Source organism: Kineosporia rhizophila, from assembly GCF_021277265.1.
GTDB lineage: Bacteria > Actinomycetota > Actinomycetes > Actinomycetales > Kineosporiaceae > Kineosporia > Kineosporia rhizophila.
Genome location: NZ_JAJSOH010000001.1, coordinates 174209 through 186935 on the forward strand (window position 1 = coordinate 174209; position 12727 = coordinate 186935).

The following is a 12727-nucleotide window of genomic DNA, read 5'->3' on the forward strand; positions in this document are numbered from 1 at the left end:
GTAAGGGCATTAATCGCGTGTCGAGAACGTTGGAGAACGGGTGACCACCACGGAGCAACCGATGGAGCGGCTCACTCCCGCTGAGCTGTCGCGCTTCTTCCTGTTCGAGAAGCTGAACGACGAGCAGCTGCGCTGGATGTCCGAGCACGGCGAGGTCGTGCGCTATCCGGCGGGCGCCACCGTCTACAGCGCCGACGAGCCCGCGACCTGCTTCTACATGCTGGTCGAGGGCCGCCAGGTGATGCTGAAGCAGGTCGGCGACCACGAGGTCGAGGTCTCCCGCACCGGCCGGCCGGGCGTCTACAGCGGCGCCACCTGGGCCTGGCTCACCTCGGCCCGGGAGGTCACGAAGAGCCCGTTCTACGGCGGCTCGATGCGCACCCTCGAGGAGTCGGTCTTCTTCCGGATCCCCGGTGAGGAACTGGCCGACGTGCTCAAGGAATGGTTCCCGATGGCCATCCACCTGCTGGACGGCCTGTTCACCGGGATGCGCAACTCCGAGGCGGTGGTCGGCCAGCGGGAGCGCCTGACCGCCCTCGGCCGGCTCACCGCCGGGCTCACCCACGAGCTGAACAACCCGGCCTCGGCCGCCGTCCGGGCCACCGCCACGCTGCGCGAGCGGGTGGCGGCGATGCGCGGCAAGCTCGCCCACCTGGCCTCCGGCAAGGTCGACCCGGACACCCTGGTGAAGCTGGCCGGTCTGCAGGAGGACGCGATCGAGCAGTCGGCCAAGGCCAAGGCCGGCAAGAACAAGCACCTGACGCCGATGCAGGAGAACGACCTCGAGGACGAGTTCAGCGACTGGTGCGACGAGCACGGCATCTCCTCCGGCTGGCAGCTCGCGCCGGTCTGGGTGGGCGCCGGTCTCGACCTGGAGTGGCTGCAGGGGGTGGCCGACTCGATCCCGCAGACGCACCTCGAGGCCGGCCTGAAGTGGATCACCTACGCGCTCGAGAACGAGCAGCTGATGGCCGAGATCGAGGACGCCACCGAGCGGATCGCCACGCTGATCAACGCGGCCAAGCAGTACTCCCAGATGGACCGCGCCGAGTACCAGCAGGTCGACATCCACGAGGGCCTGAACAGCACGCTGGTGATGCTCGGGGCCAAGGTCCGTGAGGGCCTGACCCTGGAGAAGGACTACGACAAGACGCTGCCGCGGATCCCGGCCTACCCGGCCGAGCTGAACCAGGTCTGGACCAACCTGCTCGACAACGCCGTGCACGCGATGAAGTGCGACAACGAGGCGGGCCCGGGCACGCTGAGCATCAGCACCCGCGCCGACGGAGACTTCGCGCTGATCACGATCCGGGACACCGGCCCGGGCATGACCCCGGACGTGCAGCGGCGGATCTTCGAGCCGTTCTACACGACCAAGCCGATCGGCAAGGGCACCGGGCTCGGTCTGGACATCGTCTGGCGGATCGTGGTCAACCGGCACGGGGGCGACATCCGGGTGAAGAGCAGTCCCGGAGCGGGTGCCGCCTTCGAGGTCCGGCTGCCGCTGACCGCACCGGCACCGGCCGAGGTGGCCGAGGTCAGCGAGTAGGTCCGGTCGCTACACATGGACGATCGGGTCGGCACCGGTGAGATCGATCAGTTCGGGCGGGCTTTCGGGCCCGGAACTCTCCGGGTCGAGCCGCAGCACCCCGATCAGCGATCCGAACGGCACGGCCGCTCCCCGGGCGGCCGCCCGGCGGATGCTCTCGTCGGTGCGGCCGGCCTGCTCCAGCGCCGACTCGGCGGCGCTGATCAGTTCTCGTTCCCGGCGGCCGGTGACCACGATCGAACGCTGGGCGCCCCAACTGGCCGAGACCGCGAGCAGAGCCGCAGCCCGGTGCGGGTCGTGCGGCCAGTGCGCCACCCCGAGCAGTGCCACGATCCGCGGCAGCGTGAAGAACTTCCCGCCGGCGTGAGCCTCTCGTAGTGCCTGGCGCAGCGAGGTGAGAGCGGCCTGATGGTTGCCGTGGCGTAGCTCGAGCAGCCCGTCGGCCACGGCGACGCCGGAGCGGATCGCCCGTCCGCCGCTGGTGGCCGCCGAGCGGGCCTGCCCGATCAGCACCCGGGCCAGCGCGTCTTCTCCCCGGTCCTGCGCGGCCAGGGCCAGTTTGGCCAGCGGGTAGGCCAGGCGCGTCGGGTCACCACCGGCCGCCGCCCGATGCCGGCTGCGCTGCCAGTGACCGATGGACACGGCCGTGCGACTCAGATCGTCCAGCACGTCGGCCAGCACGTTCAGCACTGCGTGCCAGAGAGTTTCGGGGGGACGCCGGAGCGCCCGCACCCTTTCCAGCGCCCCTTCCGCCTCGGCCAGCGCCTCTTCACACCGGCCCAGCGAACGAGCCGCGACGGCCCGCATCAGCGCCACCCGGATCGCGACCACCGCCCCCGCTTCGCCGGAGGTGGCTCCGGCCGGGATCTGGGCCAGGATCTCCGCTGCGGCGAGCGGGTTTCCGCCGAACAGGGCCAACGCTCCCGCGGCCAGCAGCAGCCGGGCTCCGGTGCGGGCGGTGGGCCGCTGGGCCTGGGCGCGGGCGAGCCAGGCCGGGGCGTCACCGAGTTCCCAGCGGCCGGTGCTCAGGCCCTGGTCGAGCAACGCCGCTACCAGCCGGGCGAAAACCTCACCGTCGCGCCCTTCTGCGTGCGCGGCAGCCGCGGACAGGTTGTCGTACTCGGCCGCGCGTCCGCCGAGTTGCCCGACGGCACTCGCCTTGGCGTTGGGAGTGGTTCTCAGATCGGTGTTTTCGGACGGGTCGAGCCAGCGGTCGGTCAGCGGCGGCAGAGCGTCGGCGAACTCCGCGAAGTAGGCTGCGTGGCGGTCGGCACACGCTGCCTCCTCTTCCGGATCGGCCGCGAGCAGGCGCCGGGCGTGCTCACGCACCGGCGCGAGCAGACCCAGGCGGCCGGTCTCGTCGATCAGCAGCAGATTCTTGTCGGCCAGCCGGCCGATCACGTCGATCACCTGGCCGGGCCCGGGAACCGGACCGCAGACCCGCTCGGCCGCGTCCAGGGTGGCCCCCCCGACGAAGACCGAGAGTTGGCTCAGCACCAGCTTCTCGGTGTCTTCGAGCAGGTTCACCGTCCATTCCAGCACGGCCTCGAGCATCGCCCCGGGCCGCCGGGCCGCCGTCGCGCTGTTCAGATCGCGGCCGATGCCCTCCGGATCATGGCTGCGGGTGCGCGCGGCCGCCAGTTCCAGAGCCAGTGGCAGACCGTCGAGCGCCCGGCACAGTTCCCCGACGGCCGCGGCGTTCTGCTCGGTGACCTCGAAGGCGGGCAGCACCGCGCGGGCTCGCTCGCGGAACAGCCGCACCGCCTCGGCCGAGCGCACGGTCTGTACGTCGCCGGCCCCCGAGAAGGCCCACGGCATGGCCAGCGGCACGAGACCGATGACCTGCTCGCCCGGCACCCCCAAGGCCCGCCGCGCGGTGGCCAGCACCCGCAGCCCGCCGACCCTGGCGATCAGCGCCGTCACCGTGGCCATCGGCTCGGCCTCGACGTCGTCGGCATCCAGGTCGTCCAGCACGAGCAGGCAGGGGATCGCCGCGAGCGCTCGGCACACCGTGTCGATCGGAGCCTCGCCCGGCGTGTCCGGCACTACGCCCAGGATGCGCCGCAGCCGCGCCGCCAGGCCCGCGCCCGGCTCGGCCCCGGCATTGTCTGCGGCCGGAGTGCCTCCCAGCGGAACCACCAGAACCCGGGTGGCCGCCACCTCCCGCCCCGCCTCCGCCAGCCGACGGGTCACGATCTGCGCAGCCAGCCGGGTCTTGCCTGCCCCGCCCGGCCCCACCACCGTCACCAACCGGACGTCTGGACGGCGCAGCAACTCCAGCGCCGCGCCCAGCTCCCCCGTCCGCCCGACCGTTCCCGCGCCGTAGGCCGCGCCAAACGCCGTTCGCTTGGTCCCGATCGACGGGATCGGGCCGGTCTCGGGTACCCCCGGCAGTATCGGGGCGCAGTGCTCCACGGAGAGCGTGGAAGGCTGCGGCACAACCGGTTCCAGCGACGGGGAGAGCGGCGTGGTCTGCATCGGCAGCCGGGCGCTCGCTGGACTCCCCGGCACTACGGGAGGACCGGGCAGCGCAGCGGGAGGTACGGGCAAGCCGCTCGGCGGGTCTGGACGAAGGGCGACCGGAGCCACCCGAGCCTGGTGCGGCAGCCCAGCAAAACCCCCGCCAGACCCCACCGCCTCACCCGAGCGTTGTCCAGGAATCCGCCCGGAACTCCCAACCCCGCTCACACCTGGCCCAGCCGCGCCCCCTGCTGCGATCCCTACTAGACCGACCGGCCTCCCCTCAGCCGCACCAGGCCCCACGAGACAACTGGGCACCGCTCGGGCGCCGTACACCACGGCCCCATCCGGCCCGGCTCCATCTACTGCGGTCGTGCCCCGGGCAACACCCGTCGCGCCACCCGTGAGCGCATCTTCCGCCCCAGCGAGCGCTCGCGACCCCACCACTCCATGAAGCACTCCAGGTACGGCCGCCACCCCCGGATGAATCACCCCACCGGAAACTTCAACACCTGTCGCCCCCGATCCCGGCATCAGGGAAGCCCTTCCCGCTCCCATCCCTTCACGGGCCACGCGCGGTCCCACTACCCCGCCGGCCACCCCCGCTCCCCCGCCCGACAGCGCGACCGAGGCCACCGACGTCCGTGAATTGAAATCGGTTTCCAGCCCGGGACGCTCGGGGTCACCCGCCGAGCGGGACATCGCGGAGAGCGTGTGGGCGCGCATCAGCTGGACAAGCCGCAGATCCCCGGAAATCCCCGACGCAGAATCGGTTTTGTGAACGCCCTCGGCGGACTCGATGAACTCAGCGAACTCGGTGGCGACCGGCCCGACCTCCTGACGCAGCAGCCGGCCGTGCAGATCCCGCAGAGCCGGACACGGATCGATGCCGAGCTCGTCACCCAGGCGGTCGGCCGCCGCCGCGTACGCGGCCAGAGCCTCGGCCTGACGGCCTTCCCAGTACAGCGACGTCATCAACTGACCCACGAAACGCTCGTTCAGCGGATGCTTGCGCACCAGGTCCTGCAGCTCCGGAATCAGCCGGGAATGGCGCCCCAGCAGGGATTCCGCGTCGATCCGGTCGGCCAGGGTGGAAAGCCGCAGCGACTGCAGGCGAGCCACCGAGGCCAGCGCGCCGGGCACGGCGGCCAGGTCCGGAAGGGCCGAACCACGCCACAACTGCAGAGCAGAACGCAATTCGTGAGCCGCGCCCACCGGGTCGCCCGCCGCCAGCCGCGCCCGTCCCGACTCGCTGGCCTCCTCGAACCGGCGCGAGTCGATCGCCTCCGGAGGCAGGTCAAGGAGATACATTCCGGATACCGTACGTAATGCTGGCAGCTCACCGGGGGCGACGAGGAGACGCCGGAGCCGCGAAACATAGACCTGCACGGTGTTTCCCGCAGAGGGGGGCGGAGCGTCGCCCCAGAGCAGATCGACCAGCCGGGACGGCGGAACGGCGACCCCCACCGAGAGGGCGAGCAATGCGAGCAGAGCGCGCTGGCGAGGACTGCCGGCCGAGATCGGCCTGCCCGCCCGCACGATCTCCACGGGACCGAGGATGCGGATCCGGTCGCCTGCGTCCGATCGAGATGCGTGCGCCACGTGCTGAACCTATGCGCAACTGCCGCCCGATGCTCCGTCATTGGCCGTGTTCATGCGTTCTACCAGGTCGTTCAGTAGTCATTAAGTGGCTTGTCGGACCTTCCCAGCAGATTTGTCGTCATCGAAGCCCCGGGGCGCTCCCGGGGCAGGACGACCTGGTGGGAGGTGCACTGTGCGCGGTCAGACCTGGGGCTGAGCTTCTGAGCAGGCCATTGCGCACCGGCCGGTGGATCCGCAAGTCTTGCCGGCGACGAGGTGCGATCAAGATTCACGCGTACTGCCCCCAGCCTGACGGCATGGGGGCCGGTCGCGGTTTTGACCCGAGAAACACCAGCAGCACCAGCAACATCTGTAACACGTACACCAGGAAGGGGCTCCGGAGCTGTGAGGGCGGCACCGGGAGCACCGTGGGCAAGGTCGGCGGGGTTGATGGGGGAGACGACAACGCGTGTCGACGCAGCAGGCAGATCCACCGATCATGCTCGGCGAGCTCGATGAACCAGGCGGCCCAGGGGAAGCCGGCCGTGACGCCCGCGCGGTGAACACCGCGAGCGGGCCCGAGGTTCCGAGCCCCGACGATGTTTTCACAGGGGCCGACGGTGCGGGCGGGGCCGGCGTGCCCGACGTTCCCGAAGGTCCGGCGGGGCAGGCGATCAGCGCCGCCTCAGCGCCTGAGGAATCGGCCGATCGGCCGGCCGGATACCGAGACGTGTTCGGAGTGCGGGAGTTCCGCGCGGTCTTCGCCGCGGACCTGCTCTCCCTGATCGGCGACCAGGTGGCCGCCGTGGCCGTCGCCGTCATGCTCTACCAGGACAGCGGCTCGCCACTGCTCGCCGCCGCCGGCTATGCCACCGCCTATGTGCCCTGGCTGCTCGGGGGTCCACTGCTCGCGGCCTGGGCCGAGCGCTTTCCGGGGCGTTCGGTCATGGTGGCCTGCGACCTGGCCCGCGCACTGCTCATCGCCGTCGCCGCCCTGGCCGGATTCGCGCCGCTCGTGGTGGCCGCTCTGGTCTTCCTGTCGGCGATGCTCGCGCCCCCGTTCGACGCCGCCCGCTCTGCCCTGCTGGCCCAGATCCTCACCGGCAACCGCTACCCCGTAGGCATGTCGCTGCGGCAGGCAGTGCACCAGATCGCCCAGTTGTGCGGTTTCGCAGCGGGGGGCGCGCTGGTGCTGGCCATCAGCGCCCCCGGCGTACTCGCGTTGAACTGCCTGACCTTCCTGGCCTCGGCCCTGTTGCTCCGGGCGGGCCTGGTGCACAGGGCGGCGCCGAACGCCAAGGGCGAGAAGCTTGAAGACGCCGAGCGCGAGGACGATGGGCAGGTCGCCTTTGGTTCGGGGGAAGGAAACGACGAAGGACGAGTGGTCGCGGCCGAGGGGGGCCAGCCGGGAACGGTAGGGGGAACCGAGAAGGCGGATCAGTCGCCTTACCGGCCGCGGCGGGCGCCGGTGGTACCGGTCGTGCCGGGGCAACGGCTGGGTGGGAAGGGCGATCAGCACCACCAGTTCGATGAGGCGGCAGCCGGGACTTGGGCTGAGCCGCATACCGCTCGAGGCAATGCGGCGGTTCCGGCGGAGGATGGGCTGCACCGCCAGGCCGTGACCCGGAGGGTTCCGGGCCCGCGGGGGCAGGGCGAAGAGGACCGCCGCTGGCGTCCGGCCGACCAACACCCGGTCGCCCCGCACGAGGCCGGACAGCACGAGGCCGGACAGCACCCAGCCGACCTGCATCACGTCGGCGGGCAGGACCTGGCCGACCAGCACCCGATCGAACAACCTCCGACCGGCCCGCACCGCATCGATGAGTACACGGCCGACCAGCACGTGACCGATCAGCAGCCCGCCGGCCAGCGCCCGGACGGCCTGGCCAACCCGGCCCATCTCGCCGAGGATTACACCTCCGATCAGCAGCCCGTCCGGCCCTTGGCCGACGAACTGCTTTCCGGTCTGGGCACCTCCGGCCAATCCCCCACCGGTCGACGCGCCGCTGAAAAGCGCAGCACCGATCAGCGCCCCAAGAACCGCCGCAGCGATGGCCGCCAGACCGGTCGACGGCAGGGCAAGCGACGCAGCCGCCGCCAGCCCGAACTGGAAAGCAACGAGCAGTTCCAGCCCACCGGCGGCACCACGAGCACCCGCCGCCGCGTCGCCGTGCGCGCCGCCAGGTTCAGCCCGTCCCAACTGCGCCACCGGGGCCGCCGGGCCGCCGTGGCCCGACAGCGTCGGCGAGCACAAACGTCTTCAGGCACTTCGATCTGGAGCGACATGATCGCCGGCGCCCAGGTGGTGCGCGGCGACCAGCAGATCTGGTTCCCCCTGCTCCTGGGCATCGTCGGGGCGGCGTACGCGATCGTCCCCGAGGCGATTGCCGTGGCCTACGCGGCCGAGCTGGGGCACAGCTCCAGCGCGGTGGGGCTGATCATGGCCGCAGCGGCGGCCGGCAGCGTGATCGGGGGGCTGGCGATCGGCCGGTTCGCCGCCCCCAGCACAGCCGCACGCCTGATGTATCCGCTGGCCCTGGTGGGCACGCTCCCCCTGCTGATCGTGGCGCTGCGCCCCGGGCTGACGATCAGCCTGGCCTTGTTCGTGCTGTGCGGGCTGGGGCAGGCCTTCCAGGTGGTGGCCAACACCCAGTTCGCCTCGCACGTGCCGGCCGAGGTACGTACCCGGGCGTTCGGAATCGCGATCGCTGGGCTGTACGGCGGCCAGAGCCTGGCGATCCTGGTGGCCGGGGCGGCGGCGCAGTGGCTCGCCCCGTCGACCGTGATCGCCGGCTCCGGCCTGGTCGGCGCGCTGGGGATACTGCTGCTCCCCGGGCTGCAGCACGCTGGGTCGGGGCTGCGGGGGCGACACTGCCACCGCTGAGCCCGGCCACCTGATCGCCTACCGCTGCCCCAGCGCGGCACCGGCAGAGGCGCTGGCGCCACCACCACCGTCACCGCTCGGCCGACCGCGCGGGTCCAGCGGAGCAGCGTCCTCGTCGTCGTACTCCTCGGCGTGGTTGGGCATCTGCAGGTCCAGGTGCGCCGTCTCCGGATCCGGCGTGACCGGGGCATGATTCCGGGCCCTCGGCGGGCGGGCGGCCGGCCTGCGCGAGCCGTTCCGGGCAGAGCCGGAGCCGAAGCCGTCCGAGTCGTCCAGCCCGGCCTCCTCGGCACTGACCACCCCGTCGCGGAAGCCCAGCTCACCGGGCACCCCGATGTTGCGCTGCACCGGCAGCGACTGCGGGTGGTGGGTCTGCAGCCAGGTCAGCAGCGACTCGCGGATGTCGCAGCGCAGGTCCCAGGCGCTCGGGCCGTCGTTCGCCGAGGCCAGCACGCGCACCAGCATCGTCGTCTCGGTGGTGTCGACCACCTGCAGCACCCAGGCCTGCCGGTCCCAGAGCGGGTTGGCGTCGATCACCTGACGGGCGTGCTCACGCAGCTCGGTCAGCGGGGTGGCGTAGTCGAGGTACAGCATCACCGAGCCCAGGATCCGGGCCTGGTTGCGGGTCCAGTTCTGGAACGGCGTGGTCACGAAGTAGCTGGTCGGCAGCACCAGCCGGCGCTCGTCCCAGAGGTGCACGACCACATAGGTCAGGGTGATCTCCTCGATCCAGCCCCACTCGCCCTCCACCACGACCACGTCGTCGATGCGCACCGCGTCGGTGAAGGCCAGCTGCAGGCCGGCGAACATGTTGCCCAGCGTGGTCTGCGCGGCCAGACCGGCGATGATGCCCGCCACCCCGGCCGAGGCCAGCAGCGAGGCGCCGAAGGTGCGCAGCTGCGGGAACGACATCAGCACGGCGGCCAGGCCGAGCACGATCACGACCACCCCGAGCACCCGGCGGACCAGGGTGATCTGGGTGCGGGCCCGGCGGACCCGGCGGTTGTCGGCCACGTCCATCCGCAGCCGCCAGAACAGGATCTCCTCCCCCGCCAGCAGCGCTCGCACGATGAGCCAGCAGGCGGAGAGGATGACGGCGATGCCGGCGGCCCGGGTGAACGGGCCGGGGACGCTGGGCAGGGCCTGCACGGCAACCTGCAGCGCGATCATCGCCACGGTGAGGATCACCGGCCGACGGCACAACCGGTTGATCGTGAGGACCGAGCCCGCGTCGGCACGGTTGGCCAGACGTACCGCGAGTCCGGCGATGGTCCAGGCGACCAGCCCGGCTGCGATGGCGATCGCCACCGCGAGGAGAAGGCTGGTCCAGAGGTCGAGGTCCACTGAGCTCCTTTCCCTTCCCACGCTCCACCAATGGGGGCACGGATCAGGTCAGGTCGTTTCGGGTTCTCGGGCTCCGGGCGTCGATGCAGGGGCCGGCGCCGTCGTCACAGCCCGTCCGGAGTTGAACGACGACGTTATCCAGCCCATCCGTCCCGTGCGGCCCGACATTCCCTCGCTGAGCCCTCCCCGGAAGAAACGCGCAGGTCGCAGCGTCGCGCTGAGAGGCGAGTCACTCTTGTGCGGGATAGAAAGGGCGACGTGATCAACGCGCCCCGCACGTCCGTCGTCCTGTTCACCCGGGACCTGCGGGTGCACGACAACCCGGCCCTGCACCATGCCACCCAGGAGGGGCAGGTGGTGCCGCTGTTCGTCCTCGACCCGAAGATCCTCAAGGGCTCGTACAACCGGCCCAACCGCGCGAAGTTCCTGGCCGAGAGCCTGGCCGACCTCGCCGCCGCGCTCGAGAAGCGCGGCGCCGGCCTGGTGGTCCGCCGGGGCGAGGTGGCGGCCGAGGTGGCCGAGCTGGTCCAGACCGTGAAGGCCTCGGCCGTGCACATGGCCGGCGACGCCAGCGGCTTCTCCCACCGTCGGGAGGACGCGTTGCGCGAGGCCCTGGACGAGCTGGACTGCGAGCTGCACGTGCACGACGATTCGCTGTTCGTGGTGCCCCCGGGGCAGATCACGGCCGTGGGCAAGACCCACATGTCAGTGTTCTCGCCCTACCACCGCAAGTGGGAGAAGGAGCCCCGGCGTACTCCGCTGAGCCCGCCCCGCAAGCTCGCGCTGCCCGCCGGGATCGAGACCGGGAAGGTCCCGACGGCGAACGAGATCAGCTCGGGTGAGACGGCGCCGCACATGTCGGCCGGAGGCGAGACGGCCGGGCGCAAGCTGTTCAGGACCTGGCTGGAGCAGCGGGCCGAGGGCTACGCGGACGACCACGACGACATGGCCGGCGACCGCACCAGCCGGATCTCGCCCTACCTGCACTTCGGCTGCCTCTCCCCGCTGGAGGTGGTCACGAAGGCGTGGGACATGGCCCCGGCGTTCACCCGCCAGATGGCCTGGCGCGACTTCCACGCCCAGGTGCTGGCCGCCAACCCCAAGTCCACCCAGGTCGATCTACGGCCCCGCAACGACCGGTGGCGCCGGGGTAAGGACGCGGAGCGTGAGTTCAAGGCCTGGAAAGAAGGCCGTACCGGGTGGCCCCTGGTCGACGCCTGTATGCGCCAACTCGTCGACGAGGGGTGGATGCACAACCGGGGACGCCTGGTGGTGGGCCACTTCCTGTGCAAGACCCTGTACCTGGACTGGCGTTGGGGAGCCCAGTTCTTCGTCGACCACCTGATCGACGGCGACACCGCCAACAACACGATGAACTGGCAGTGGGTGGCCGGGACGGGCACGGACTCCCGGTTCAACCGGATCCTGAGCGTCAGTTCGCAGGCCGAGCGTTACGACCCGAACGGCGACTTCGTGCGCCGCTACGTGCCGGAGCTGTCCGACGTTCCCGGAGCCAAGGTGCACGCCCCCTGGAAGCTGCCCACCGACGTCCGCAAGCAGTTGAACTACCCAGAACCGATTGTGGACGTACGTGAGGGCAACGAGCGTTTCCTCGCCGCCCGGGGTAAGCGGTAGGGGAAAGGCTCGCTGCCCTCAGCGACTAGGAGAGCTGCAGCTCGCGCACGCGGATGGTGTCAGGCAGCTTGCGCAGCGCGTTCAGCACCTGCTCGGTGGGGCGGGCGCCGATGTCGGTGATCACGTAGCCCACCTCGCCGCGGGTGCCCAGGGTCTGACCGTCGATGTTGACCTTCTCTTCGGCCAGCACGCTGTTGATCGCGGCCAGCACGCCCGGGGTGTTGCGGTGGATGTGCACCAGGCGGGTGCCCTCGGCCTCGGGGGTGGCCAGCTGCGGGAAGTTGATGCTCAGCGCCGTGCTGCCGAACAGCGTGTAGTCGCGCAGCTTGCCGGCCACGAACCGGCCGATGTCCTGCTGGGCCTCTTCGGTGGAACCACCGATGTGCGGGGTCAGGATGACGTTCGGCATGCCCTGCAGCGGGGAGACGAACTTGTCGCCGCGAGCCTTCGGCTCCTCCGGGAACACGTCGATCGCCGCGCCGGCCAGGTGACCGCTCTCCAGGCGACGGCGCAGCGCCTCCTGGTCGACCACGAACCCACGCGAGAGGTTGAGGAACAGGCTGCCCGGCTTCATCAGGGCGAACTGCTCGTCACCGAAGAAGTCGGCGTTGCCCCGGCGGCCGTCGACGTGCAGGGTGACCACGTCGACCTGGGAGAGCAGCGACTCCAGGCTGGTGACCGGCTTGGCGGTGCCCAGCGGGAGGCGGTCGGCGGTGTCGTAGAACAGCACCTGCATGCCCAGGTTCTCGGCCAGCACCGACAGCTGGGTGCCGATGTTGCCGTAGCCGACGATGCCGAGCTTGCGCCCTCGCACCTCGTGCAGGCCGGTGGCCGACTTGTCCCAGATGCCCTCGTGCATCCCGCGGTCCTTCTCGGTCAGCCGCCGGGTCATCGCGATGATCTCGGCCAGGGCCAGCTCGACCACGCTGCGGGTGTTGGAGAAGGGGGCGTTGAACACGGCGACGCCCCGGGCCTGGGCCGCGGCCACGTCGATCTGGTTGGTGCCGATGCAGAAGGCGCCGATCGCCAGCAGGTCGGGCAGCTCGGCCAGGGCGCGCTCGGTGACGTTGGTCTTGGACCGGATCCCGAGCACGTGCACGCCGGCGGCCTGCTCGATCAGCTCGTCCTCGTCCAGGGCGCCAGTGACCGAGACGACCTCGGCCCCGACCGCCTCGAACGCGGCCACGGCATCCGGGTGGATGTTCTCCAGCAGCAGGACGCGGAGCCCGGTGGCGGGAGGGTTCTTGATGCTCACTGCAGTCACGCTCACAAGC

6 protein-coding genes and 1 pseudogene are annotated in these 12727 nt (G+C 71.0%); 3 read left to right on the forward strand and 4 right to left on the reverse strand.

Translation table 11 applies throughout. The features are described 5' to 3' along the window. Positions 1-40: 40 nt before the first annotated feature. Positions 41-1549, forward strand: coding sequence for an ATP-binding protein (locus tag LWF15_RS37210; protein ID WP_232808346.1), 1509 nt, complete (start codon positions 41-43; stop codon positions 1547-1549). Between the two features lie 9 nt (positions 1550-1558). On the opposite strand, the gene LWF15_RS00750 is transcribed toward LWF15_RS37210, so the two are convergent. Both LWF15_RS00750 and LWF15_RS38040 read right to left on the reverse strand, forming a co-directional pair. Then, a complete protein-coding gene (locus tag LWF15_RS00750; protein ID WP_232808347.1) occupies positions 1559-5320 on the reverse strand; it encodes a BTAD domain-containing putative transcriptional regulator in 3762 nt (1253 codons plus the stop codon). 12 nt (positions 5321-5332) lie between these two features. Beyond that, a pseudogene (locus LWF15_RS38040) lies at positions 5333-5611 on the reverse strand (AfsR/SARP family transcriptional regulator); the annotation flags it as partial. A 448-nt stretch (positions 5612-6059) separates the two neighbouring features. Here LWF15_RS38040 and LWF15_RS00755 point away from each other — a divergent pair. Then, a complete protein-coding gene (locus LWF15_RS00755; protein WP_232808348.1) occupies positions 6060-8474 on the forward strand; it encodes an MFS transporter in 2415 nt (804 codons plus the stop codon). 18 nt (positions 8475-8492) lie between these two features. Here LWF15_RS00755 and LWF15_RS00760 read toward each other — a convergent pair whose 3' ends face one another. Continuing rightward, complete coding sequence (locus LWF15_RS00760) at positions 8493-9818, reverse strand: mechanosensitive ion channel family protein (protein WP_232808349.1); 1326 nt, start codon at positions 9816-9818, stop codon at positions 8493-8495. A 258-nt stretch (positions 9819-10076) separates the two neighbouring features. Between LWF15_RS00760 and LWF15_RS00765 the strand changes: the two genes are divergently transcribed. After that, positions 10077-11453, forward strand: coding sequence for a cryptochrome/photolyase family protein (locus LWF15_RS00765; RefSeq protein WP_232808350.1), 1377 nt, complete (start codon positions 10077-10079; stop codon positions 11451-11453). 25 nt (positions 11454-11478) lie between these two features. Here the strand turns inward: LWF15_RS00765 and serA are convergent, their stop codons facing one another. Next, positions 11479-12717: a phosphoglycerate dehydrogenase gene (gene serA / locus LWF15_RS00770; RefSeq protein ID WP_232808351.1), complete on the reverse strand. Its 1239-nt coding sequence runs from the start codon at positions 12715-12717 to the stop codon at positions 11479-11481. Positions 12718-12727 lie beyond the last annotated feature (10 nt).

Coding starts and splice junctions, on each gene's coding strand:
- LWF15_RS00750 (WP_232808347.1), bottom strand. CDS start 5,320: ATGTATCTCCTTGACCTGCCTCCGGAGGCGATCGACTCGCGCCGGTTC.